Raw genomic sequence first — 24,594 nt, 5'->3', positions numbered from 1 at the left:
GCTCCCCGGCTGCTGGACTCTCCCCATGGAGGCCGCCGACGTCCTGATCCCCCTCGCCCGCGTGGGAATGCTGGTCTTCGTGGTGGCCGGCATGCTCGGCACGGGGCTGGCGCTGACCCTCGGCGCCGTGACGGGACCGCTGCGCGACGTACGTCTCGTGGTCGGTGTGGTCGTGGTCAACTTCGTCGTCGTCCCCGCCGCGGGGCTGCTGGTGGTCAGCCTGCTGCCGGTCGACGACGCGACCCGGACGTCGCTGCTGCTCGTCGCCTGCGTCGCGGGCGCCCCGTTCCTCGCACCGCTGGCAAAGCTGGCGGGCGGCGACACCCCCACGGCCGTGGGGGTCATGGTGCTGCTGATGGTCGTGACCGTCGGCTACGCGCCCCTCGTCGTGCCGTGGCTGGTGCCCGACGCGGCCGTCTCGCCCGGCGAGATCGCCAGCTCGCTGGTCTGGCTGATGATCCTGCCGCTCGCCGGGGGGCTGCTCGTCCACGCTCGGTACGCCGAGCACGCCGTGCGGTGGGCCCCCGGGATCCAGCGGATGTCGACGATGGGCCTTGCCCTCGGCCTGGCGGCGGCGTTGCTGGCCGGTTGGCGCGACCTGCTCGGTGTCGTCGGGACGTGGGTCTTCCTCGGGGTCGCCCTGCTCATCCTCGCCGGCCTCGGCGCCGGGGCGTTGTCGGGCCTGGGCCGGCCGGGCTCCGAACGACGGGTGCTCGAGCTGGGTGCGGCCCAGCGCAACATCGCGGCGGCGATGGTGATCGCAGGCAGCCTGGGTCCCGACGTCGTGGTCCGGACGCTGGCGGCGGCAGTGGCGATGCCGGTGGTGCTGATCCTGCTCGCCGCCGAGCTGGGACGCCGGCGGGCGTCAGGCCCCGTCGGGGAAGACGCGTGACCAGTCCCTGGCCATGCTGACGACGGTCCAGCCGAGGCGGTCACCGACCTGTGTGATCGGCTCGGCCTCCGCGAAGGTCTGGGCGACGCTGGTGTAGGCGACCTCGCGGTCGGCGTCGTCGTGGTCGACGAGCAGCGCCAGCGACGGCCCGTCCTGACCGTCGGCCCACTCCAGCATCTCGCGGTCCCCCCCGGAGTTGCCCGCGGCCAGCTGCGGCCTCCGGCCGAGGTGGGTCTGGATGGCGCTCACCTTCGCCGCGCCCTCGTTGGCCTCGCCGACCACCGAGGCGGTGCGACGCAGCCGCGGCCGCCCGTCGGGGTCGCGGTCGTAGTCGTAGGCGACCAGCGTCCCGACGACCAGCTCGGGCGCTACGCCGTAGAGGTCACGGCTGATCGCCCGCACGAACTCGGTGCCGCCACCGCTGACGATGCTCACCGTGACGTCCCGCGCCCGCAGCTCGTCGAGGAGCTCGAGCATCGGCTGGTAGACCGCAGTCCGGTGGGGGCGGCCGAGGGTCGGGTGCTGGGCGCGCCCCATGAAGTCACGCACGCTGTCGGTGAACTCCTCGGGGCCCCAGCCCTGGCAGAGCTCGGTCAGCGCCAGGGCCACCCGTACGAGCCCGAGGTCGCCGATGGCGGCACGGTCGCCGTCGAGGACGGCGGCGTACTCGGGGCGCTCGCGGACGGCGGGATCCTCGCTGCTCGCCGCCCGGAGCAGGTCGACGAGGTAGTCGAGCTGGACGTAGGTCGGCCGCTCGCACCACAGCGTCCCGTCGTTGTCGAAGCAGGCCAGCCGGTCGTCGGGCTCGACGTCGTGCACGGCGTCGAGGAAGCCGACGACGGCGTCGCGCACGGGGCCCGGACGCCAGGACGGAAGCAGGTCACTCATCGTCGCTCCTCTCCGGACGCCGCACGCAGCGGAAGCCCACGTGGCTCATCCCGGTGTCGACCATCTGGGGGCGCCGGGCCGCGGGCCGGTAGCGCAGGCAGTAGCTGTCGGCGCAGAGGTGGGAACCCCCCTTGATGACCTTGCGGCCGGTGCGGAACTGCGGCTGCCGCGGATCACGGCTGCCCTCGAGGTCCCCTCCGCGCGGGTCGACGGGGGCGCAGCAGGCTGACTCCGCCGCGTCCGGGTGGCGGCTGGTCCACCAGTCGTCGGTCCACTCCCACACGTTGCCAGCCATGTCGAAGAGCCCGAAGCCGTTCGCGGGGAAGCTGCCGACCGGGGCGGTCCGCAGGTAGCCGCTTTCCTTCGTGTGGCGCCACGGGAAGTCGGGGCCGTCCCAGGTGTTGGCCATGATCCGGCCGTCCGGACGCTTCTCCTCGCCCCACGTGTAGGGCGTCCCGTCGAGGCCACCGCGGGCGGCGTACTCCCACTCGGCCTCGGTCGGCAGGGCGAGCCCCGCCCAGTCGGCGTAGGCACGCGCGTCCTCGTGGCAGACCTGGACGACCGGGTGGTCCGGGATCCGCTTGACCGAGCTCCCCGGCCCGTACGGCGCCTGCCAGCTCGCCCCGGGCGTCCAGGTCCACCACTGGCTCAGGTGGCGCAGGTCGACCGGCCCGTCGGTGGCGGTGAACACCATCGACCCGGGGACCAGGTTCTCCGGTGGTGCGTCCGGGAACTCGGCGGGATCGAGCGGCCGCTCGGCGACGGTCACGTAGCCGGTCGACCGCACGAAGCGTGCGAACTCGGCGTTGGTCACCGCCGTCGGGCTGATGGCGAAGCCGCCGACGCGCACCGGGTGGGTCGGTGCCTCCTCGGGGTAGTGGTCGTCCGACCCCATCCGGAACGTGCCCCCCGGCAGGTCGACGAGCTCAGGCGCTGCCGACACCGGCCTTCAGCTTCTCCATCACCTTGCCGACCGTGAAGCTGGCCGACTCCTGGCGCGGCGGGAAGTCCACCAGCGTCTGCAGCATCCGCCCGACGTAGGCCTGCGAGGGCACGAGCACCCAGGCGTGGTCGAGCAGCCAGTCGTAGTAGGTGTTGGAGGTGATGTCGGCCCGTTCGTAGGGGTCGGTCTTGAGGTTGAAGATCTTGGGCACCCGCAGCTCGGTGTAGGGCTCGGCCCACACGTTCAGCGTTCCAGTCGCGCGCTGCTCGAGGAAGACGACCTTCCAGTTGTCGAATCGCAACGCCGTGAGGTCCCCGTCGTCGGAACAGTAGAAGAAGTGCTTCCGTGGGCTCTCGTCCGTCGCACCGGCGATGTAGTCGACCTGGTCGTGACCGTCGAGGTGCACGTGAAAGGAGGAGCCGGCGAGCTCGGTGCCGGCCTTCAGTCGGTCCTTCACGTCCTTGTCGCCGGCCGCGGAGAGCAGCGTGACGAACCAGTCGTTGTGGCTCACGATGCCGTTGCGCACCTCGCCCGCCGGGAAGTGCCCGGGCCAGCGGACCATCGCCGGCACCCGGTAGGCGCCCTCCCAGTTGGAGTTCTTCTCGTTGCGGAACGGCGTCATGCCGGCGTCGGGCCAGGTGTTCATGTGGGGACCGTTGTCGGTGGAGTACATGACGATCGTGTTCTCGGCCAGCCCCTGCTCGTCCAACCAGTCGAGGACCTCCCCCACGAGCTCGTCGTGGTCGCACATCGTGTCGTGGTACTCCGACTGCCACCGTCCGGCCTTGCCGCGGCTCCCGTCCTTGAGGTGGGTGCGGAAGTGCATGTGGGTCGTGTTGAGCCAGACGAAGAACGGGGTGTCGGAGTCCCGTGCGTCACCCATGAAGCGCAGCGCCTCCGGCACCACCTCGTCGTCGATGGTCTTCATCCGCTCCTTCGTGAGCGGTCCGGTGTCCTCGATCCGCTGCGTGCCGTCTCCGTTGGCCCACGAGTGGATGACCCCGCGCGGTCCGAAGTTCTTGCGGAAGTCGGGGAAGTCGTCCTCCGAGGGGTAGTCGTCGAGCTCGGGCTCCTCCTCGGCGTTGAGGTGGTAGAGGTTGCCGAAGAACTCGTCGAACCCGTGCATCGTCGGCAGGAACTCGTCGCGATCGCCGAAGTGGTTCTTCCCGAACTGGCCGGTGGCGTAGCCGAGGTGCTTCAGCGCCGTCGCGATCGTCGGGTCCTCGGCGCGCAGGCCGATGTCGGCGCCGGGCATGCCGACCTTGGTGAGTCCGGTGCGGTAGGGGTTCTGACCGGTGATGAAGGCGGCCCGGCCTGCGGTGCAGCTCTGCTCGCCGTAGTAGTCGGTGAACCGCACGCCTTCGTCGGCGATGCGATCGATGTTCGGCGTGCGGTAGCCCATCAGTCCGTCGCTGTAGCAGCTGAGGTTGCTGATCCCGATGTCGTCACCCCAGATGATGAGGATGTTCGGCTTGTCCGCCATGGCTGCCTCTCTCTCGCGCGCGTGGTCACGGGCGTCCGTCTCGAACGTAGGTCAGCGCGAGGAACCCGCCCTCACCCGACGCGGGTGAGGGCGAGCGTTTCCGAACGGTTATCCCGAGGTTCTCGACCCAGCCCCACGGCGCGGTTAGCGTGACCCGGTCAACACCGACTTGTGACAACCGAAGAGGGAGCACCATCTCGTGATGAAGCGAACCAGGCTCGGCGCCGTGGTGGCGACGGCCGCCGTTGCACTGAGCACCGCCGCAGTCGCGGCACCGTCCAGTGCCGCCCCGGACAAGGACCGGGAGACCGTCCAGTCCGCGCCCGCCGTGCAGGAGGCGCCCGCCAGGAAGGCCAAGCGGCGGGCGGCGATCCGCATCCTGTCGTTCAACGACTTCCACGGCCGGCTGCGGGACGAGGGTGGCCTCGGCGGCGCTCCCGCCCTCGCGGCCAAGATCACGGAGCTGCGCCAGCAGTACGGCCGCCGGACGACCGTCACCGCCGCCGCTGGCGACCTGATCGGGGCGAGCCAGTTCGAGTCCACGATCTTCCAGGACGAGCCGACCATCGAGGTGCTCGAGGCGATGGGCCTCCAGACCAGCGCGGTCGGCAACCACGAGTTCGACGAGGGCGTGCGCGAGCTGCTGCGGATCCAGCACGGCGGCTGCTACGACCAGTGCTTCGAGGACGGCGTCGCCTACGACGGTGCCGACTTCCCCTACCTGGCCGCCAACGTGACCTGGAAGGGCAGCGGCAAGCCCATCCTCCCGCCCTACTGGGTCAAGAAGGTCCGCGGTGTCGAGGTCGGCTTCATCGGTGTCGTCACCGACGACCTGCCGGTGCTGGTCAACCCCAGCGGCATCCGCAACGTGGACGTGGGCTCCGAGGCGGAGGCCATCAACCACTACTCCCAGGTGCTCTCGGCCAAGGGCGTGAAGACCCAGGTCGTGCTGATGCACGAGGGCAGCGCGCAGACCTGGGAGCCCGGTGAGGGTGAGACCCCGGAGGACGACCCGCGGACCCCGAACACCTGCATCGGGCTCGAGGGCCCGGTCGCGGCGATCAACGACGCGGTCGTCCCGCAGGTCGACGCGATGGTCACCGGCCACTCCCACGAGGGCTACGTCTGCATGCTCGACGACCCGCGCGGCAACCCGCGTCCGGTCACCCAGGCCAGCGACTACGGCAGCCTGGTGACCGCGACCAAGCTGGTCGTCGACCGCAAGACCGGCAACGTGCTGCGTGACCGCTCGAAGGCCCGCAACCACGAGGTCACCGTCGAGGACGGTGTCGACGAGACCGTCCAGGCGATCGTCCAGAAGTGGCTCGACAAGGCCGCGCCGCTGGCCAACGAGGTCGTCGGCTCGGTCACCGAGGACATCACCGGCGACTCCAGCGGTGACCGCGGCGCCGAGACCCCGATGGGTCGCCTCGTCGCCGACTCGATCCTGTGGGGCACCCAGGCCGAGGCCGACGGTGGCGCCGAGATCGCGTTCATGAACACCTCCGGCGTCCGGGACTCGTTCATCTACGCCGAGACCCCGGGTGGGGAGCAGCCGGGCGAGATCACCTACGGCGAGGCCGGTGCGGTCGCTCCGTTCGGCAACCTGCTGGTCACCCTCGACCTGACCGGCGCCGACATCGAGGCGGTGCTCAACCAGCAGTGGAAGGGCGAGGCCGCCAGCCGACCGGTGCTGGCGCTGAACCCGTCCGAGGGCTTCACCTACGACTGGGACCCCGAGGCGCACCAGGTCGTGCCGGGCTCCATGGAGCTCAACGGCGAGCCCGTGGGCGCCGACGACGTCTACCGCGTCGCGACGCTCAACTTCCTCGCCGACGGCGGCGACGGCTTCACGGCGTTCGGCGAGGGCGAGAACGTCCTCGGCGGTCCGAGCGACCTGGAGAACCTCGTGGCCTACCTCGAGGCCAACCCGGGCCTCTCGGTCACCGACGACCGGGTCGGCGGGCTCTGAGCCACTGCTCCACATGCGAGGCCCCGGTCGCCTGACCGGGGCCTCGTGCCGTCTCCCTCACCGGCTGCGGATCCGGATCGCTCCCTTCGCCGTGGACGGGTCGACCACCCGACCACGCTGGGTGATCTCGACCTCGCCGCGTGCGACCAGGCGCCGGGCGGCACGACGGGCCGGCTCCATCAGCGGCCGCCACGCGTCCTCGTCGTCGCCGCCCACCGCCCGCGCGGCGTCGGAGGGACAGATGGTCGACGTCCGGGCGCGGCCGGCCAGGAGCGCGGTGATCGCCTCCTCGAGGCGCCGGTCGGTCCCGCTGACGCCGCGCTTCCGGCAGGCCGTCGAGCAGTAGCGCACCGAGTCCCAGTCGCGCTCCCACTTCTTGCGCCACTCGATCGTGCGCCCGCACGACGCGCAGGTCTTCGACTCCGGCGGCATGGGTCCAGTGTGCCAACCGGGTGGGACCTGCCGTTCCGCTTGACGCGTTCGAACGCGTGTTCGATCATGGTCCGGTGCCCTCCGCTGCTCCGACGACGACCCTCGACCCCGCCCGTCCGGTGGTCGAGCAGCTGCGGGAGCGGATGGCCGCGATGGAGTCCGGACCCGCGGCCCAGCCGGTGGCGACGCTGCCCGGGCTGGCCGACCTCCTGCCCCTGAGAGCCGGGGCGGCCTACTCCGTCGACTCGGCCTCGTGGGCGCTCGCAATGGCGGCCGGGGCCTCGCGCGCCGGCGAGTGGGTGGGCTTCGCGGGCTGGACCGACTTCGGGGCCGAGGCAGCCGCCGAGGTCGGCATCGAGCTCACCCGCACCGTGCTCGTGCCCGACCCGGGCGTCCACTGGCTCGAGGTGACGGCCGCCCTCGTCGACGTGCTCCGCGTGGTCGTGCTCCGTCCGCCCGCCGGCGTCGACCAGCGGACGGCGGGCCTGCTCCAGTCGCGGCTGCGCACCCGCTCGTCCGTGCTGGTGGTCCAGGGTGAGTGGCCACGCGTCGAGGCACGGCTGACGACCGAGCAGTCGTGGTGGTCGGGCCCTGCGGACGGGGGTGGCCGACTCGAGGAGCGTCGGGCCCGCGTGCTGGTCCAGCGCGGGGCACGACCAGTCCAGCGCGCCGAGCTCGCCTGGCCGACCCTCGAGCGCCTCGACGCGCCCCTGCGTGAGGTGCGGCAGGTGCCGGGGTGACCTCGCCGTGAGGGTGATGGTCGTGTGGTGCCCCGACTGGTCGGTGGTCGCCGCCCTCGCCGAAGCCGAGCAGTCACCCCGCCTGCCGGCGGCCGTGCTGTCCGCCAACGTCGTGGAGGTCTGCAACGGTCCCGCCCGTGCCGAGGGCGTACGCCGGGGCCAGCGGCGGCGCGACGCACAGTCGAGGTGTCCCGAGCTCGTGCTGCTCCCGAGCGGCCACGACCGCGACGCCCGCGCCTTCGAGCCGGTGCTGGCGCTGGTCGAGGACCTCCGCCCCGGGGTGGCGGCGCTGCGACCGGGACTGCTCGCGGTCCGAGCCCCCGGCCGCTGGTACGGCTCGGAGGCCGCGGCCGCTGCGACGACGAGCCAGGCCCTCGTGGAGGCAGGTGTCTGGGACGTCCGGATCGGGATCGCCGACGACCTGTTCACCGCCGAGCAGGCGGCGCGGACCGCGGAGGTGCAGGGCTGGGAGATCGTCGTGACCGGCGGTTCCGCCACCTTCCTGCGCGGGCTGCCCGTCCACGTCCTCGCCGACGACGGCGCCCGCGGACGCGATCTGGCCGACCTGCTCCGCCGGCTAGGCCTCCACACCCTCGGCGACCTCGCCGACCTCCCCGGCGACGCCGTCGAGCAGCGGTTGGGCGGCTACGGCACCGCCGTACGACGCCGCGCCCGCGGCGAGGACCGCACGCTGTTCGCCGCCCGGACCCCACCGCCCGAGCTCGACGTCGAGGTGCCGTTCGACCCGCCGCTCGACTCGGTCGAGGCGATCACGTTCAGCGTCCGCACCACCGCCGAGCGTTTCGTCGCCGGCCTGGCCCACCACCAGCTCGTCGCCACGGCCGTGCGGATCGAGGCCGAGTCCGACGGTGTCGTCTGCTCGTCCCGCACCTGGCTCCACCCCCGTCACTTCGCCGCCCGCGACCTCGTCGACCGGGTCCACTGGCAGCTCCAGTCGGCCGGGTCCACGAGCGGCGCCGGCAGCTCGCTGCGCGCGCGCAAGGGCGTGGGCGACGTCCGCTCCCCCGTCGACCGGGTCCGGTTCGTGCCCGACACGGTCGAGCCCGCCGCCGCCCACGGCGAGGCGCTGTGGGGCACCGCGTCGGACGACCTCGTCGAGCGCGGGGTGGCCCGGGTGCAGGGCATGCTCGGCTTCGAGGACGTACGCCGACCGGTGCTGCAGGGCGGGCGCACGCCGGCGGCGCGGCAGGCGCTGGTCCCCTGGGGCGAGCGTCCGGTCGACCTGCGCCCGCTCGAGCGACCGTGGCCCGGCCGGGTGCCCGGCCCGGCGCCGGTGCGCGTCTTCCCCGACCCGCCGGCCGCCGAGGTCGTCGACGACGCCGGTCACGACGTGGCCGTCTCCGACCGCGGCGTGGTCAGCGGCGAGCCGCGTCGCTTCCGGGTCGGCGACGGACTGCTGCCGTGGCAGCCGGTCACCGCCTGGTCCGGGCCCTGGCCGGTCGACGAGGACTGGTGGTCGGGCGGCTCGGGCCCGAGCTCACGCTTCCAGGTGGTCGGCGCCGACGGGCGGGCGTGGCTGCTCTGCCGAGCCCCCGGCGGCTGGTCGCTGGAGGCCGGCTATGACTGACGGCACCCGTCGTCCGGGGTGCGGCTGATGGGCTGGAACAACCCCGCCATGCACTGGAAGGAGCTCGAGCGCCGGCTCAGCGGGCTCCCGGGCGCCGACGACGCGCCGGTCTCGCGGCGCAAGCGCGTCGACCTCCCGACCCGACCGATCGAGCGTCCCTCGTCGGTCACGCCCTACGCCGAGCTCCACTGCCACACCCACTTCAGCTTCCTCGACGGCGCGAGCTCGCCCGCCGAGCTCGTCGAGGAGGCGGTGCGGCTCGGCCTCCACGCACTCGCGGTGACCGACCACGACGGCTTCTACGCCGCCCCTGCCCTGGCCGAGGCGGCCGCAGTCCACGGTCTCCCCACGGTCTTCGGCGCCGAGCTCTCGCTCGGGCTGAGCGGCCCCCAGAACGGGGTCCCCGACCCTGAGGGCAGCCACCTCCTCGTCCTGGCGCGCGGTGTCGAGGGCTACCACCGGTTGGCGGCGGCGATGACCGACGCCCACCTGCGCGGCGACGAGAAGGGGCGGCCGGTCTACGACCTCGACGAGCTGGGTGAGCGTGGTCGCGGTCACTGGACCGTGCTGACGGGGTGCCGCAAGGGCACCGTGCCTCACGCGCTCGCCACCGGCGGTGAGGCGGCCGCCGCGGCCGCGCTCGACCGGCTCACCGCCCTCTTCGGGCTCGAGAACGTCCTCGTCGAGCTCTCCCCGCGCCCCGGCGTCGACACGACCAACGGCGCGCTGGCCCGACTGGCCGCGGTCCACGGGCTCGACGTCGTCGCCGCCGGCAACGTCCACCACGCCACGCCGCGGGCGCACCGGCTGGCCACGGCGATGGCCGCCGTACGCTCCCGGCGCAGTCTCGCTGACCTCGACGGCTGGCTCGACCTCGCGGGGTCGGCCTACCTGCGCAGCGGCGACGAGGCGGCCGCGGCGCTCGCGGCCCATCCCACGGCCGTGCCTCGCAGCGTCTCGCTCGCCGACGAGCTCGCCTTCGACCTCCGCAAGGCCTCCCCGGCACTGCCGAAGCGACAGATCCCCGAGGGCCACACCGCCGACTCGTGGCTGCGGGTGCTGGCCGAGCGCGGGTTCGCCGAGCGCTACGCCGGCGTCCCCCACGAGCGGGAGGCCCGGGAGCGCCTCGACCACGAGCTGCAGGTGATCGCGGAGAAGGACTTCGCCGGCTACTTCGTGATCGTCCACGACATCGTCGCCTTCGCGCGGTCCCGCCGGATCCTGTGCCAGGGCCGCGGTTCGGCCGCCAGCTCGGCGGTCTGCTACGCGCTGGGCATCACCGCGGTCGACGCGGTCTTCTACCGGTTGCCCTTCGAGCGCTTCATCTCCGCCCACCGCGACGAGGAGCCCGACATCGACGTCGATTTCGACTCCGACCGGCGCGAGGAGGTCATCCAGTGGGTCTACGACACCTACGGCCGCCGCAACGCCGCCCAGGTCGCCAACGTCATCACCTACCGGCCGCGCATGGCCGTGCGCGACGCCGCCAAGGCGCTGGGCCACTCCCCCGGCCAGCAGGACGCGTGGTCCAAGCAGGTCGACGGCTGGTCGTCCGTCGTGTCCGCCGACGAAGACCCGTCCCACGAGATCCCGCCGCCGGTGGTGGCGCTGGCCGAGCAGCTCATGGGCGCGCCGCGTCACCTCGGGATCCACTCCGGGGGCATGGTCCTCACCGAGCAGCCGATCGGTGAGGTCTGCCCGATCGAGCGCGCCCGGATGGATCGGCGCACGGTGCTCCAGTGGGACAAGGACGCCTGCGAGTCGATGGGGCTGGTGAAGTTCGACCTGCTGGGGCTCGGCATGCTCGGCGCCCTCGACCACATGATGCGGCTGGTCGCCGACCACCTCGGCGAGCAGTGGGACCTCGCGACGCTGCCCAAGGAGGAGCCGGCGGTCTACGACATGCTCTGCCGCGCGGACTCGGTCGGGGTCTTCCAGGTCGAGAGCCGGGCCCAGATCGGCACCCTGCCCCGACTGCGCCCGCGGGAGTTCTACGACCTCGCGATCGAGATCGCCCTCATCCGCCCCGGGCCGATCCAGGGCGGCGCGGTACACCCCTACGTACGCCGCGCCACCGGTCAGGAGGAGGTCACCTACGACCACCCCGAGCTGGTGCCGGTGCTCGAGCGCACCAAGGGCGTGCCGCTGTTCCAGGAGCAGCTGATGGCCATGGCCGTGACCCTGGGCGACTGCACCCGCGACGACGCCGACCTGCTCCGGCGGGCGATGGGGTCCAAGCGCGGCGTCGAGCGGATCGAGTCGGTCAAGGAGAAGCTCTACGCCGGCATGGAGCGGCGCGGCATCACCGGCGAGCTCGCCGACTCGATCTACGTCAAGATCCTGTCGTTCGCGAACTTCGGCTTCGCCGAGTCCCACGCCCTCTCGTTCGCGCTGCTCGTCTATGCCTCCTCCTGGTTCAAGCTCCACTACCCCGCCGCCTTCCTGGCCGGGCTGCTGCGCAACCAGCCGATGGGCTTCTACTCGCCGCAGTCGCTGGTCCACGACGCCCGCCGGCACGACGTCGACGTACGCCGCCCCGACGTGACCCGCTCGTCGGCGCAGGCCGACCTCGAGCCGCTGGAGGCGGGCGACGACACGACGACACCCACCGGCCTCGAGGGCTGCTGCCGGCCCCGCTTCGACCGCACCGAGTGGGTCGCGGGCACACCCGACCCCGTGCCGGCCCACCGGCGCGACGGCCGGCTCGCCGTACGCCTCGGGCTCGACTCGGTGCGGGGCATCGGCCCCGAGGTCGCCCGCCGCATCGTCGCGGCTCGCGAGGAGGCCCCGTTCGGGGGGATCACCGACCTGTCGCGCCGCGCGGACCTGACCTCCTCCCAGCTGGAGGCGCTGGCCACCGCGGGCGCCTTCGACGCGTGGGGCCTCCAGCGGCGCGAGGCGATGTGGGCGGCCGGCTTCGCCGAGGGCGCCGACCACCTGCCGGGCATCACCCCGGCGTCGGCCGCCCCGACCCTGCCTGGCATGAGCGCCCCCGAGGTCACCCTCGCCGACCTCTGGGCGACCGGCGTCTCTCCCGAGCGCCACCCGGTCGAGCACCTCCGCGAGGAGCTGCGGCGAGCCGGGGTGCGTTCGGTCGCCGAGCTGGAGACGGCCGAGTCGGGACGGCGGGTCCACGTCGGCGGCCTGGTCACCCACCGGCAGCGACCCGGCACCGCCATGGGGGTCACCTTCCTCAACCTCGAGGACGAGACCGGCATGCTCAACGTGGTCTGCTCGATCGGAGTGATGAAGGCCCACCGGCAGGCGGCCCGCAACCGGGTCGCCGTCGTCGTCCGGGGTCGTCTCGAGCGCAACGAGGGCGTGACCAACCTGGTCGCCGACCGGGTCGAGCCGATCGACGTCGTGGTCCCCGGCGCGGGCGCCGCGCTCCAGGCCCGCGCTTCCTCCCGCGACTTCCGCTGAGCGGTCAGGTCACTGGAGCGCTGCGGTCAACCTCATCACGTTGTCGAGCCAGCGCTTGCGGAACGGGCGGTCCTGCCACTCCTCGGAGCCCAGCGGGCGGGACGCGTCCCGGTAGGAGTCCTCGACCGCGTTGAGGCGCGCGGTCGCGTCGGCGCCGACCAGCATCATCGTGACCTCGTAGTTCAGCGCGAAGGAGCGCTGGTCCATGTTGCTGGTGCTGACGACGGCGACGGCGTCGTCGACGGTGAAGCACTTCGTGTGGAGGATCTGCGGCGCCGGATAGAGCCAGATCCGGACGCCGGCGGTCAGCAGGTCCTCGTAGTAGGAGGCCTGGGCGTGGCCGACCATGAACTGATCGGCCTGCTCGCTCACGAACAGCTCCACGTCGACGCCGCGCTGCGCCGCGGTCGTCACGGCGTAGAGCATGCTCTCGTCGGGCACGAAGTAGGGGCTGACGATCCGGAGCCGGTGCTCGGCTCCGTAGATCAGGGTGGTGAACATCCGCAGGTTGTTCTCGTCGGGGAACCCCGGTCCCGACGGGAGCACCTGGGCCATGACCGGATCGCGTCCCGTGTCCTGCGGGACCACGGGCGGCGGTGCGACGACGGAGAGCTCCGAGCCCGTCTCGACGTACCAGTCCCCGGCGAAGACGGCCGACAGCGCGGCCACCGACGGCCCGCGCACCCGCATCATCAGGTCGACCCACTCGCGGCCGGCCTCGTGGTTCTTGGGCTTGTTGTAGCCCGGCTCCACCAGGTTCTGCGACCCGGTGAAGGCGACCTCGCCGTCCACGATGAGGATCTTGCGGTGGTTGCGGAGGTCGGGACGCCGCCACCGCCGCTTGAGCGGCTGGATCGGCAGCATGCGGTACCACTCGATCCGGGTCTCCGCCAGCCGCTGCAGCATCGTCTTGTAGCCGGGGATCCCGCGCGAGCCGAGGTGGTCGAACAGCATGCGTACGTCGACGCCGCGCTCGGTCGCCCGCACGAGCGCTCGGAACACCGGGTCGGTCGCCTCGTCCCACGCGGTGATGTAGAACTCGACGTGGACGAACGACCGGGCACCGTCGACCGCCTCGGCCATCGCGGCCAGCGACTCGTGGTAGTCCGCGATGAGCTCGACGTCGTTGCCGTCGGTCACGGGGAAGGCCCCCAACCGCCGGTTGAGCCGTGCCGCGGTCCGTACGCCGGAGGTCACGCCCGGCAGGGCCTCGAGAGGACGCGGTAGTCCCTCGGTCGCCGCCGCGATCCGCTCGTGGGCCTGCCGGTGTCGCTCGTGGCGCTTGCGACCGAGCCGGGTCGAGCCGAAGAGCCGGAAGACCACGAACCCGACGATCGGGTCGATGTAGAAGAGCAGCAGCCACGCCATCGCCACGGAGGGCTTGCGGCCCCTCGGGATGATGCCGAGCACGAGCAGCCGGAGGCCGATCTCGAGCACCAGCACCACGACCAGGATCAGCAGGGACAGCACCTGGGCCGTCGTGGTCACGTCGTCGGTCGACACAGGCAGGATCGTGGCACGCATTTCCGCTGATCGGGGTCACCGATGTCACGCCGGGTGGCGGAAGGGTGGCGGCCCGGGCGGTGTTGGGCCCAGGTAGCAGTCCAGACCACCGAGAGGAACACCATGCGCGCGCTCGTCCACCCCGCCTTCGGAGACCCCGCCGACGTCCTGACGGTCCAGGAGGTGCCGGACCCGCAGCCGGGCCCGGGTGAGGTGCTGGTCCGGGTGACGCTCTCCCCCATCCACAACCACGACCTGTGGACCGTGCGCGGCAGCTATGGCTACAAGCCCGAGCTCCCCGCCCGCGCCGGCACCGAGGCCGTCGGGGTCGTCGAGGCGCCCGGTGAGGGGGTGTCCTCGCTCGAGGTCGGCCAGCGGGTCGCCACCGGCGGGTCGTTCGGCGCGTGGGCCGAGCTCGTCGTGGCTCCGGCTGCGGCCCTGGTCCCGGTGCCCGAGGGCGTCGCCGACGAAGCTGCCTCCCAGCTGGTCTCCATGCCGTTCAGCGCGATCGCGCTGCTGGAGTTCCTCGACGTCGCCGAGGGTGCCTGGATCGTGCAGAACGCCGCCAACGGCGCGGTGGGCCGGCTCGTCGCCCAGCTCGCGGCGGCCCGGGGCGTCAATGTCGTGGGCCTCGTACGCCGGGCCGAGGGCGTGCAGGAGCTCGCCGACCAGGGCATCAGCCGCGTCGTCGCCACCGACGACCCCGACTGGCGGGAGCAGGTCCGCTCCCTCGTGGGCGAGGCGCCCGTGGTCGCCGGCGTCGACTCGGTCGGCGGCAGCGCCGCCGGCGAGGTGCTCTCGCTGCTGGCGGAGGACGGCGTCCTCGTCGTCTTCGGCGCCATGGCCTCGCCGACGATGGAGCTCGCCTCCGGCGACGTCATCTTCAAGCAGGCGGTCGTCAAGGGGTTCTGGGGCAGCAAGGTCTTCGGCGCCATGGACGGCGCGACCCGCGCCCGGCTGATGGGCGAGCTCGTGACCGGCATCGCCGCGGGCACGCTGACCCTGCCGGTCGAGTCGGTCCACGGGCTCGACGACGTCGCGGCGGCCGTGCGGGCGAGCGGGCGTCCCGGGCGGGCCGGCAAGGTGCTGCTGCGTCCCTGACGCCACCTACGATGGGCGGCGATCTCCGATGAGCCACCCCGACGACGACACCCGCCAGCTGCTGCTCGTCGTCGACGCACCCTCGCTGCTGCACCGCAACCACCACGCCCGTGCCCACACCCGGGCGCTGGACCGGGCCGGCCGTCCGGTGTGGGCGCTCCACGGGATGCTGCGCCAGATCATCGAGTCGATCGACGGGTTCGCCCCCGACGCGGTCATCTTCGGCCTCGACGACCGCACGGCGTCCGTACGCCGTGACGCCTACCCGGACTACAAGGCCGGACGCGCCGAGAAGCACCCCGAGCTCGTCGACCAGCTCGAGCGGGCGGGGGCGCTGCTCGACGCGCTCGGGCTCGCCACGCTCACGCCGCCCGGCCTGGAGGCCGACGACGTCAACGCGTCGGGGGCGGCGTGGGCGGAGCGCCACGGCTGGGACTGCGTGATCATCACCTCCGACCGTGACGCCTTCGCCCACATCAGCGACCACACGAAGGTGCTGCGCCTGATCGACGGCGGCATCAACGGCTCACCTCTGCTCGACCCGCGCCGGCTGCACACGATGTACGGCGTGGCCGCGGAGAACTACCTCGCCTACGCCGCGCTCCGGGGCGACGCGAGCGACAACCTCCCCGGCGTCCCCGGCATCGGCGAGAAGACGGCGGCGGCGCTGCTCGACGCGGCCGGCTCGATGCAGGCGGTGTGGGCCGACATCGACCACGACGAGGGCAGGACGGTCGCCGCCGCGCTCGACGACTGGTCGCTCGAGCAGGGCGGCCGGCGCCTCGGCGCCCGCGTCGTGCGCCACCTGACGGCGCACGGCGCGCGCGAGCGCTATGACTTCAACGTCAGCATGATGCGGGGGCACGAGGACCTCGACCTCGGTCTCGCCCCCGACGTGCCCGGCACTCCGGGCCTGCTGCCGCTCGACATCGACCGGGTCAGCCGGGTCGTCGGGTTCCTCGGCGTCGAGGCGACCACCGCGCTCGCGCTGCGGGTCCTGACCGGCGACCCGGCGTCGGCGTCGCGCCGCTGACCGCGGGGACCACCGTGGCGCTCGCGGTATCCCCGAGGTACTACGACCATTGCCCGATGGCGACTCGTCCCTGCGCTGCCACATAGTCGGATCACGGCCGAATCCCCCGGCCCACCAGAGTCGGAAAGACCCGGCTCCCGACACAGGAGGCACCACCATGGCACGTTCACACCTGCTCCGGGCCCTCAAGCCCGCCCGCGCCCGCGGCCGCCGTCGCAAGGGCAAGGGCGGAGGCGGCGGTGGCACCAGCACCGGGACCGGCACCGGCACCGGCACGGGCACCGGAACCAGCACCGGAACCATGACCCACGGCTGAGCACCGAACCACCACTCCGAGACGAGGGGGTGGGCCCCGTCCCCCGGGCCCACCCCCTCCCCCGAATTTCACGAGCCGCCAGGAGCGCCCCATGGCCACCGCGACCCGCACCACCCCCACCGCCGCCCGGCACCGGCTGGCGGCGTTGCTGCGTCCGGCCGCCGACACCTCTCCGCTGGTCGACGGGGCCCGGCCGATGACGATCCTCGAGGTCGCCCGCCGGTTCTGGCCCGATCTCCGGCCACTGCGCTGGTGGCTCGCCCTCGAGGTGCTGCTGCTGGCGGGTGCGCCGACGATCGCGGTCCTCGAGGTGATGCTCTTCCAGCGACTGGTCGACGACGTCCTCGTCCCTGCCACCCTCGGGCCGCTGCTGTGGATCGCCGGGCTCTACATCGGGCTCAACCTGCTCAGCGCTATCGTCTCCGGCGCCGACGACTACCTCTCCACCTGGATCTCCCAACGCTTCCTCGTCAAGCTGCGGACCCAGGTGTTCAGCCACGTGCTGGCCCACCCCAGTCACGTCCACGACCGAGCGCGGCTCGGTGACACCATGTCGCGGCTGACCTCCGACACCTCCGCCGTCGAGTCGTTCATGGTGGGCCACCTGGCCAACGGCGCCGGTGCCCTGCTCCGGCTCGTGGCCTACGGCATCGCCCTCTTCTACCTCCAGTGGCAGCTGGCCCTCCTCGCGCTGGTCGTCGCTCCCCCGCTGTGGTGGGTCTCCCGCCACTTCTCCCGCCTCGTCAAGGTCGTGTCCCGCGAGCGTCGCCGACGCGCCGGGTCGCTCAGCGCCGTGACCGAGGAGCAGCTGTCCAACGCCGCCCTGGTGCAGACCTACAACCGTGAGGACCGCGCCATCGCCGACTACCAGCGGCAGAACCGCGCGATCGCCGACGCCGAGCTGGTCGGCGCCCGGATCCGTGCCCTCTTCCTCCCGCTCGCGGACCTCGCCGAGCTCGCCGGCACGCTCGCCGTGATCGCCGGCGGCACCTGGGCGCTGGCCACCGACCGGCTGACCCTCGGCGGGCTGATGGCCTTCCTCGCGCTGCTCGTCCAGTGCTACTCCCCGCTGCGCAGCCTCGGCAACCTGCTGCCCTCGCTCCACTCCGCGACGGCCGGCGTCGAGCGCCTGGTGGAGCTCCTCGACGAGCCCCTCCCCACGGACGCCCCCGGGGCCCGCGACCTGACCGACGTCCGGGGCTCCCTCGAGCTCGCGGGAGTCCGGGTGCGCTACCCCGGCGCCACGCGGGACGCCCTCTGGTCCACCTCGCTGCGGATCGAGCAGGGCGAGATGGTCGCCCTCGTGGGGCCGAGCGGTGCGGGCAAGTCGACGATCGCCAGGCTCCTGACCAAGCACCTGGTCCCGTGCGACGGCGTCGTGCGCATCGACGGGCACGACCTGCGCGACCTCACGGCGCGCTCCGTCCGTGAGGCCGTGACGCTCGTGCCCCAGGACATCGCGCTGCTGGACGCCACGATCGCGGAGAACATCGAGTTCGGGCGTCCGGGCTCGAGCCGGGGGGACGTCGTGATGGCCGCCCGCCGGGCCGACGCGGACCTGTTCGTCCGTTCGCTGCCCGCCGGCTACGCCACCCGGGTGGGCCAGCGCGGACGCACCCTGTCCGGGGGACAGCGGCAGCGGATCGCCGTCGCCCGCGCGCTGCTGCGCGACGCGCCGGTGCTCTTCCTCGACGAGCCCACCACCGGCCTGGACGAGGCGACCTCGCGTCGGTTGCTGGCGGCGCTGGGTCGCCACCGTGCCGGGCGCACGATCGTCCTCGCCACCCACGACCCGGTCGCCCTCGAGTACGTCGACCGCGTGGTCGACCTCGGAGGCGCACCGCCCCCTCCCGCCGCTCCCGTCGTGGCCGACCAGCGACCGATCGGGGTGGGGTGATGGACACGCTCGCGACCGACAGCGATCCGTGGGTGGTGCCTCCCGGGGAGGAGGTCCTGCCCGGCTACCGGGTCGAGGCGCTCCTCGCGCGTGGAGGACGCGCCGACACCTACGACGCGACCAGCACGGTCCGCGACTGCCGCGTCGTGGTCAAGGTGGTGCGGCCGGACCGTCTCCACGAGGACCGGATCAGGGACGCGCTGCTGCTCGAGGGTGAGCTGCTCACCACGCTCACCCATCCCCACCTCGTGCGCGGCTACGACGTCCTGCGGCACCCCCGCCCCGCGGTCGTGCTGGAGACCCTCCCCGGCGCGACGCTCGGCGCACTGGTCGAGGACCGTCGACTCGGCGTCGCCGACGCCGTCGTCCTCGGCCGCCAGCTGGTCTCGGTCCTCGGCTACCTCCACCACCAGGGCTGGCTCCACCTCGACCTCAAGCCCGACAACGTGGTGGTCCAGGAGGGGCGTGCGGTCCTCATCGACCTCGGCGTGGCCAGGCGACCGGGGACGAGGACGTCACCTGCGGGCACGGAGGGCTACACGGCGCCGGAGCAGGAGACCACCGGTGAGCTCACGACCGCCACCGACGTCTGGGGATGGGGAGCCACGGTCTACGCCGCGGTCGTCGGCCGGGCCCCCGGTCGTCACCCGGACCTCCGCCCCCTGCCGACCGCCCTGCGCGAGCTGGTCGGCTCCTGCCTGGTCGACCCGCCCGACGCTCGCATCGGCCTCGACGACCTCCGGGTCGCCCTGGACCGGCTGGACGGGCTGGGTCGATTCCCACGGCGAGGACTGCTCCCGTGGCGGTAACCTCGAACGACGCAGTGGCACCGGAGGTCCCGTGAACCGAACTCACCTCTACGCGGTGGCGATCCTGGTCGCCCTGGTGCCGGCCGTGCTGGGTCTCTACGGGAACGTCGTCTTCTCGGAGGAGGTCTCGGTGCGGGTCCCCGACGTCGTCCGGACCAGCAGCTCGCGCCCGGCGCCTCCCGGCCCCCGTGAGACCGAGGAGCCGAGCCCTCGGAGAGCCACACCGACCGAGGCCGACCACACCGGCTCCGCGGACGACGCCCCCGGTGAGGACCACCACGGCGACGCGACCGACGACTCGGGCCACGGTGGCCACGGCGGCTCCGGGGACGAGGACCACAGCGGGCACGGCTCCGGCAACGACGACGGGACCGACGACCACAGCGGCTCGGGCTCCGGCGGGTCAGGCGACGACCACAGCGGCTCGGGCACCGGCTCGGACTCCGGTTCCGGGAAGGACGACGACGCCGAGGACCACAGCGGGCACGGTGACTCCGGGTCGGGGAAGGACGACGAGCCCGACGACCACGGTGGCTCGGGTGGCTCGGGCTCCGGGAAGGACGACGACCCCGACGACGACCGCGGTGCAGGCAACGGTGCAGACGACAGCGACCTCCACGAGAGCGCCGAGACGGGCGAGGCGGCCCGATGAGCGAGGACCTCGAGGAGACCCAGCCGTTGCGGGTCGCCGACGCACCGCGACCGGTTCCGACCGCGCCGCCCGCCTGGATCGCGCTCGGCGAGCCCACCGACCCGGAGCAGGGGCGTCGCCCGGTCGCAGGACGACGGATCGCCGTCCAGCTCCTGGCCGGCATCGTCATCGCGCTGGTGACCGTCACGATCGGTGGATCGGCCGCGGCGCGCCGCCTGGCCGAGCGCGAGGCGGTCAACGACTCGGCCGCGATGGCGAACCTGCTCGCCGAGACCGTCGTCCAGCCGGCCCTCACCGACGACCTGCTGGCGGGCGACCCCGAGGCACAACGCCAGTTCGACACCCTGGTGCGCGACCGGGTGATGGGAGAACGCGTCGTCCGCATCAAGATCTGGGGCAGCGACGGGACCGTCCTCTACGCCGACCAGGCCGAGCTCATCGGCCAGGTCTTCACGCTCGACGCGCGCCAGCGCGACGTGCTGGCGACGCCGCGCACGGTGGCCGAGGTGTCCGACCTGGACCGTGCGGAGAACGTGTTCGACCACGACGTGGGCGACAAGCTCGTCGAGGTCTACCGACCGGTGTGGACGTCGACCGGTCAGGTGGCCCTGTTCGAGATCTACACCCCCTACGACCTGGTCAGCGAGCGGACGGGGCAGCTGTGGCGCGGCTTCGCCGGGGTGACGATCAGCACGCTGCTGCTCTTCGTCGTCCTGCTCACGCCGCTGATCTGGCACCTCGCCGCGCGGGCACGCCGGGACCAGCGCCACCGCGAGCAGCTGCTGGAGCGGGCGGTCGACGCCTCCGAGAACGAACGACGGCGGATCGCTGCGTCGCTCCACGACGGGCCGGTGCAGGACCTCGCCGCCACGTCGTTCGTCATCGCGGGCGCCACCGCCAGGGCCGAGGCCTCCGGCCGCGCCGACCTGGCCGGCGAGCTCCACGGCGCGGCACAGTCGGTGAGGACCAGCATCCGGTCGTTGCGCACCCTCCTGGTCGACATCTACCCCCCGAGCCTGGGACGGGCGGGCCTGTCGGTCGCGCTCTCCGACCTGGCCCAGTCGGAACGGACGCCCGGCCTGGAGGTCCGGATCGAGCCCCTCGCGCAGGCGGTGGACCTCGGGCTCGACCCGGAGCAGGAACGGCTGGTCTACCGGGTGGCCCAGGAGACCCTGCGCAACGCCGCCAAGCACGCGACTCCCTGCGTCCTGCGCATCTCGCTCAGCCGCCGCAGCGACGACGTGGTGCTCGACGTCGTCGACGACGGCCCGGGGTTCGACGTGGCGCGCACGCTGGCCGAGCCCGAACGTGGGCACCTCGGTCTCCAGCTGCTCGCCGAGCTGGCGTCGACCGGTGGGGCCACCCTCCAGGTGGCCTCGGCTCCGGGACACGGCACGCGCTGGCGGTTGCGGATCGCCGGCTCGGCCGCCGGGAGCCGGGAGGTGCCGTCGTGACCCGCGTGGTGCTCGTCGACGACCACCCGATGGTGCGGACCGGGATCGCGACGCTGCTGGACGCCACCGTCGACCTGGAGGTGGTGGGACAGGCCGCCGACGGCGCCACCGCCGTCGACGAGGTGGCACGCAGCAACCCGGACGTCGTCGTCATGGACCTCTCGATGCCGGGCGTCGACGGGGTCGAGGCGACGCGTCGGATCATGGCGACCCATCCGGAGATGCGGATCATGATCCTGACCTCGTTCTCCGACCGGGAGCGGGTGAGCGAGGCCCTGGCCGCCGGCGCGGTGGGATACCAGCTCAAGGACTGCGAGCCGGCCGCGCTGCTCGCCGCCGTCCGCGCCGCCGCGGACGGCAACGTGCCGATCGACTCCCGGGTCGCCCGGGTGCTGCTCCCCACGGTCCCCACCGAGCGGCTCGAGGACCTGCTGAGCTCCCGCGAGCGCGAGGTGCTCGCGCTGGTCGCCCTCGGGCTGGCCAACAAGCAGATCGCCCACCGGCTCGCGATCAGCGAGCGCACGGTGAAGGCCCACCTGGGCAAGGTGTTCCGCCAGATCGGCGTGGCCGACCGCACCAGCGCGGCCCTGTGGGCGCGCGACCACCTCGACGGCGCCTCCTGAGGGCGCCTCCCGAGGGCCTCCGGGCGGCGGGCGCTCAGCCCTCGGCGTCGACCAGCCGTCCGTCCAGGGTGACGGGGTGGTCCTCGTTGATCGCCCGCACCGCCTCGGTGAGGTCGGGATCGAGGTCGACCGGGCGGCGGTCGAGGTGGACACCGGCGATCATGCAGCGCACGGAGCCCCCGGCCAGCTCGATCGTCGGGATGTCGACCGACACGATCTCGCACGACTGCTCGATCGTCGCCACCTGGTCGGGCCGCAGCGAGCGGTGGGCCCGCGCCGACATCGCCATCACGTAGCGCCGGCGGCCGTCCGCGTGACGGCCGCACAGCTCCACCGCGTTGCCGGCGAACTCGCGCACCTGCTCCTCGGTGAGCTCCACGACCGTCCTGCCGTTGACCGTCAGCCGCTCCCGCACCTGCTCGCGCCGGTGGGCGTCGGGGATCATGTCGAGGGCGATCAGGGCGACGTCGGTGCCCACGCACGCCATCACGTTGGTGTGGTAGACCGGCACGCCGCCTGAATCGACGGCCTCGAAGGCCATCGGCTCGTAGTTGAAGTCCGTGCAGAACCGCTCGAGCACGTGGGTGTCGGCCCGGTGGCTCACCGCCGTGTAGGCGACGCGCGAGACGTGGTCGAGCACCATCGCGCCCGTCCCCTCCAGGAAGATGCCGTCGGGCTCGAGACCGGAGTAGTCGACGATGGTCTGGACGCGGAAGTGCGACTTCAACAGCTCCAGCACGTCGGAGCGCCGCTCGTGGCGCCGGTTGGAGGCATACATCGGGAAGACGCCGACCATGCCGCCGGCGTGGGTGGAGATCCAGTTGTTCGGGAAGACGCTGTCCGGCCGCGTGTGGTCCTCGTCGTCGAAGACGTGCACCCGCACACCGACGGACCGGAGCGTGTCGGCCACGAGATCCATCTCGGCGAGCGCCCGGGCCGAGAGCTCCTCCGGCGACTCGCCCGCGGGGGCGTCGGCCTGGAAGGCGTTGTCCGCCGCGGTCGAGGGGTTGGGGAGGAACTTGGTCGCGCGGACGAGGAGGACTGCGGAAGGGGCCTGGGCACTCACGCCGACGCAATCTAGTCGCTGACGGCGGCCTGGCCGAAACGCGCCGGTCGGCCGCCTGGCGACAGGCCGTCTCGACCGTCTGCTGCCGCCAGGCGACGTGGTGATGGTGACTCCCCACGAGTGGTCGGCACCACCCAATTTCGCCGCGGTTCACCCGCACCGGGTGAGCAGGAAGTCCCTGCGGCTGGTCGAGGGTGGACCCGTGCTGATCATCGCCCTCATCCTCTTCGGCGTCGTCGTCGGCGGGCTCGCCCAGCTGGTCGTCGGCGTGCCCTGGCGCGAGATCGACTGGCCGGTCGCGCTGGCGTGCGGCCTGGTCGGGTCGTTCGTCGGCGGGCTGCTGGGAAGCATCGCGCTCGGGGACGGCCTGGCCCTGCGCCCCAGCGGTCTGGTCGGGTCGCTCCTCGGCGCCGTGCTGGTCACGGTGGGGTGGACGCTGGCGACCGGACGTCGCGAGCGCTGAGGAGCTCCACGAGGCCGAGCACGCCGATCACGGCGGCCGTGGTCCCCATCACCGCCTGGAGGGGATCGAACCCGACGAAGGGCACCTGGACGGCCAGCTCGGTCGCCAGGAGGCCGGCAGCGACCAGCGCAGCCATCCCTGTTCGTGGCGACCGCCGGTGCGCCAGCGCCGCGACGACCAGGCAGGGCACCGCGACCGACGCCGCCAGCCAGAGACCCGGGAGCAGCCAGCTGGTCAGGCCCAGGTCCGCGAGGTCGGCCACGGGCGGCGTGTAGACGCCGAGCGCCAACTGGCCCGCGCCGACCCACGCCGCCACCGAGGTCAGGCCCGCGAGGACCGCGAGGACCCGCAGCCGCACCTCACCGGACGAGCTCACCACGGTCCTCCAGGCTCAGGTCCCCGGCCGGTCCGGCGGCGTACGCCGCCAGAAGCAGGACCGGCACGGAGGACTCGCGCAGCAGCGCCCGCGTGGTGGTGCCGACGTGGCCGGGCAACCAGCGGTGGGTGTGCTCGCGCGGCAGGACCAGCAGGTCGGCGCCGTCCGACTCCGCGAGCAGGACGTGCACCGGCCGCCCGTGGCGGACCCGGACCTCCACCGGGACCTCCGGGTGGGCCGCCCGGTGCGGCGCCAACGTGCGCTGGAGGCGGGTCAGCGTCCGCTCCTCGTGCTCGACGGCGTGGGTGCGCTGCTCGGCGACGTCGACGTAGGGGTCCGGCGCCCACCAGGCGTGGACGAAGACCAGGGTGGCGTCGTGCCGCTCCGCCCAGTCGAAGAGCGTGGCCAACCCGGGCTCGGCGGTGCCGGAGGCCGTCGAGCCCACGACCACCCGGCCGTGCGTCGCCGACTCGTCACCGACCTCGGGAACCACGAGGACCGGTCCGGTGTGGCGGGCGGCGACGCTGGCGGCGAGGCTGCCGTGGGGCCACCAGACCGGTCCCTCCCGGTGGGCCCGACCCAGCACGACCAGCCCGTCGGGCCCGGCTGCCCGGGCAAGCCCGTCAGCGCGGGACCCGACCCGGTGGGTCCGCCGGACGGCGAGGCCGGGCCGGCGTCCCTCGACGACCGCCGTCGCGCCGTCGAGCACGGCCGTCGCGATCGCCTCCCCCGCCGCCGCGACGTCACCGGCGCCGTCCAGCACCACGGACGGCGTCACGTGGACCAGGCGCAGGGGCACACCCGTCTCCTGGGCGACCTCGGCCGCGCGTCGCAGTGCGGATGCGCTGCGCGTCCTCCCGTCGACGCCGACGACGACCTGACCGACCCCCGGTTGCAGCACCGTGTCCATGGCTCCATCGTCGGCCGCTGCGCGGGTCGA

22 protein-coding genes are annotated in these 24,594 nt (G+C 73.0%); 14 read left to right on the top strand and 8 right to left on the bottom strand.

Going from position 1 to position 24,594, the window contains the following annotated elements:
- Positions 1 to 25 precede the first annotated feature (25 nt).
- The gene (locus tag ABD091_RS18030) at positions 26 to 892 is read left to right on the top strand and encodes a bile acid:sodium symporter family protein (protein ID WP_343921194.1); all 867 of its coding nucleotides are present in this window, start codon (positions 26 to 28) and stop codon (positions 890 to 892) included.
- Here the strand turns inward: ABD091_RS18030 and ABD091_RS18025 are convergent.
- The 3 genes from ABD091_RS18025 to ABD091_RS18015 are packed head-to-tail and all read right to left on the bottom strand — an operon-like array spanning position 866 to position 4,206.
- Entirely contained in the window at positions 866 to 1,780 is a 915-nt protein-coding gene (locus ABD091_RS18025; RefSeq protein WP_343921192.1) for an HAD family hydrolase, read from the bottom strand. The genes ABD091_RS18030 and ABD091_RS18025 overlap by 27 nt on opposite strands.
- Positions 1,773 to 2,723, bottom strand: coding sequence for a formylglycine-generating enzyme family protein (locus ABD091_RS18020; protein WP_343921190.1), 951 nt, complete (start codon positions 2,721 to 2,723; stop codon positions 1,773 to 1,775). The genes ABD091_RS18025 and ABD091_RS18020 overlap by 8 nt, the downstream gene beginning before the upstream one ends.
- Positions 2,707 to 4,206, bottom strand: coding sequence for an arylsulfatase (locus ABD091_RS18015; RefSeq protein WP_343921188.1), 1,500 nt, complete (start codon positions 4,204 to 4,206; stop codon positions 2,707 to 2,709). The genes ABD091_RS18020 and ABD091_RS18015 overlap by 17 nt, the downstream gene beginning before the upstream one ends.
- A gap of 202 nt (positions 4,207 to 4,408) precedes the next feature.
- Here ABD091_RS18015 and ABD091_RS18010 point away from each other — a divergent pair, with 202 nt between their 5' ends.
- Positions 4,409 to 6,178 carry a bifunctional metallophosphatase/5'-nucleotidase gene (locus ABD091_RS18010; protein ID WP_343921186.1) on the top strand — a complete coding sequence of 590 codons (1,770 nt, stop codon included), beginning with the start codon at positions 4,409 to 4,411 and terminating at the stop codon, positions 6,176 to 6,178.
- Positions 6,179 to 6,235: 57 nt separating this feature from the next.
- Here ABD091_RS18010 and ABD091_RS18005 read toward each other — a convergent pair whose 3' ends face one another.
- Positions 6,236 to 6,610 carry a DUF3253 domain-containing protein gene (locus tag ABD091_RS18005; RefSeq protein WP_343921184.1) on the bottom strand — a complete coding sequence of 125 codons (375 nt, stop codon included), beginning with the start codon at positions 6,608 to 6,610 and terminating at the stop codon, positions 6,236 to 6,238.
- A gap of 74 nt (positions 6,611 to 6,684) precedes the next feature.
- On the opposite strand from ABD091_RS18005, the gene ABD091_RS18000 reads away from it, so the two are divergent.
- The 3 genes from ABD091_RS18000 to ABD091_RS17990 are packed head-to-tail and all read left to right on the top strand — an operon-like array spanning position 6,685 to position 12,361.
- A complete protein-coding gene (locus tag ABD091_RS18000; protein WP_343921182.1) occupies positions 6,685 to 7,350 on the top strand; it encodes a hypothetical protein in 666 nt (221 codons plus the stop codon).
- Between the two features lie 16 nt (positions 7,351 to 7,366).
- Entirely contained in the window at positions 7,367 to 8,938 is a 1,572-nt protein-coding gene (locus ABD091_RS17995) for a DNA polymerase Y family protein (RefSeq protein ID WP_343921837.1), read from the top strand.
- A gap of 27 nt (positions 8,939 to 8,965) precedes the next feature.
- Positions 8,966 to 12,361 carry an error-prone DNA polymerase gene (locus tag ABD091_RS17990; protein ID WP_343921180.1) on the top strand — a complete coding sequence of 1,132 codons (3,396 nt, stop codon included), beginning with the start codon at positions 8,966 to 8,968 and terminating at the stop codon, positions 12,359 to 12,361.
- A gap of 9 nt (positions 12,362 to 12,370) precedes the next feature.
- Here the strand turns inward: ABD091_RS17990 and cls are convergent, their stop codons facing one another.
- Positions 12,371 to 13,864: a cardiolipin synthase gene (gene cls, locus ABD091_RS17985; protein WP_343921178.1), complete on the bottom strand. Its 1,494-nt coding sequence runs from the start codon at positions 13,862 to 13,864 to the stop codon at positions 12,371 to 12,373.
- Positions 13,865 to 13,987: 123 nt separating this feature from the next.
- Between cls and ABD091_RS17980 the strand changes: the two genes are divergently transcribed.
- The 8 genes from ABD091_RS17980 (at position 13,988) to ABD091_RS17945 (ending at position 21,749) form a co-directional block, all read left to right on the top strand.
- Positions 13,988 to 14,965 carry a zinc-binding dehydrogenase gene (locus tag ABD091_RS17980; RefSeq protein ID WP_343921176.1) on the top strand — a complete coding sequence of 326 codons (978 nt, stop codon included), beginning with the start codon at positions 13,988 to 13,990 and terminating at the stop codon, positions 14,963 to 14,965.
- Positions 14,966 to 14,993: 28 nt separating this feature from the next.
- Positions 14,994 to 15,998 carry a 5'-3' exonuclease gene (locus ABD091_RS17975; protein WP_343921174.1) on the top strand — a complete coding sequence of 335 codons (1,005 nt, stop codon included), beginning with the start codon at positions 14,994 to 14,996 and terminating at the stop codon, positions 15,996 to 15,998.
- A 157-nt stretch (positions 15,999 to 16,155) separates the two neighbouring features.
- Entirely contained in the window at positions 16,156 to 16,314 is a 159-nt protein-coding gene (locus ABD091_RS17970; RefSeq protein ID WP_343921172.1) for a hypothetical protein, read from the top strand.
- A gap of 91 nt (positions 16,315 to 16,405) precedes the next feature.
- Entirely contained in the window at positions 16,406 to 18,211 is a 1,806-nt protein-coding gene (locus ABD091_RS17965) for an ABC transporter ATP-binding protein (RefSeq protein ID WP_343921170.1), read from the top strand.
- Positions 18,211 to 19,020 carry a serine/threonine-protein kinase gene (locus ABD091_RS17960; RefSeq protein ID WP_343921168.1) on the top strand — a complete coding sequence of 270 codons (810 nt, stop codon included), beginning with the start codon at positions 18,211 to 18,213 and terminating at the stop codon, positions 19,018 to 19,020. Before ABD091_RS17965 ends, ABD091_RS17960 begins: the two co-directional genes overlap by 1 nt.
- 31 nt (positions 19,021 to 19,051) lie before the next feature.
- The gene (locus ABD091_RS17955) at positions 19,052 to 19,672 is read left to right on the top strand and encodes a hypothetical protein (RefSeq protein WP_343921166.1); all 621 of its coding nucleotides are present in this window, start codon (positions 19,052 to 19,054) and stop codon (positions 19,670 to 19,672) included.
- Positions 19,669 to 21,126 (top strand): sensor histidine kinase, encoded by a 1,458-nt coding sequence (locus ABD091_RS17950; RefSeq protein ID WP_343921164.1) that lies wholly within the window; start codon positions 19,669 to 19,671, stop codon positions 21,124 to 21,126. Before ABD091_RS17955 ends, ABD091_RS17950 begins: the two co-directional genes overlap by 4 nt.
- The gene (locus ABD091_RS17945) at positions 21,123 to 21,749 is read left to right on the top strand and encodes a response regulator (RefSeq protein ID WP_343921162.1); all 627 of its coding nucleotides are present in this window, start codon (positions 21,123 to 21,125) and stop codon (positions 21,747 to 21,749) included. The genes ABD091_RS17950 and ABD091_RS17945 overlap by 4 nt, the downstream gene beginning before the upstream one ends.
- Positions 21,750 to 21,783: 34 nt before the next feature.
- On the opposite strand, the gene ctlX is transcribed toward ABD091_RS17945, so the two are convergent.
- Entirely contained in the window at positions 21,784 to 22,815 is a 1,032-nt protein-coding gene (gene ctlX, locus ABD091_RS17940; RefSeq protein ID WP_343921160.1) for a citrulline utilization hydrolase CtlX, read from the bottom strand.
- A gap of 163 nt (positions 22,816 to 22,978) precedes the next feature.
- Here ctlX and ABD091_RS17935 point away from each other — a divergent pair, with 163 nt between their 5' ends.
- Positions 22,979 to 23,278, top strand: coding sequence for a GlsB/YeaQ/YmgE family stress response membrane protein (locus ABD091_RS17935; protein ID WP_343921158.1), 300 nt, complete (start codon positions 22,979 to 22,981; stop codon positions 23,276 to 23,278).
- Here ABD091_RS17935 and ABD091_RS17930 read toward each other — a convergent pair.
- Positions 23,235 to 23,657 carry a hypothetical protein gene (locus tag ABD091_RS17930; protein ID WP_343921156.1) on the bottom strand — a complete coding sequence of 141 codons (423 nt, stop codon included), beginning with the start codon at positions 23,655 to 23,657 and terminating at the stop codon, positions 23,235 to 23,237. The genes ABD091_RS17935 and ABD091_RS17930 overlap by 44 nt on opposite strands.
- Positions 23,638 to 24,564 carry a universal stress protein gene (locus ABD091_RS17925; protein WP_343921154.1) on the bottom strand — a complete coding sequence of 309 codons (927 nt, stop codon included), beginning with the start codon at positions 24,562 to 24,564 and terminating at the stop codon, positions 23,638 to 23,640. Before ABD091_RS17925 ends, ABD091_RS17930 begins: the two co-directional genes overlap by 20 nt.
- Positions 24,565 to 24,594: the final 30 nt, after the last annotated feature.

It is taken from the genome of Nocardioides aestuarii, assembly GCF_039527245.1.
Lineage (GTDB): Bacteria > Actinomycetota > Actinomycetes > Propionibacteriales > Nocardioidaceae > Nocardioides > Nocardioides aestuarii.
This window is presented reverse-complemented; position numbering and strand designations above follow the sequence as displayed.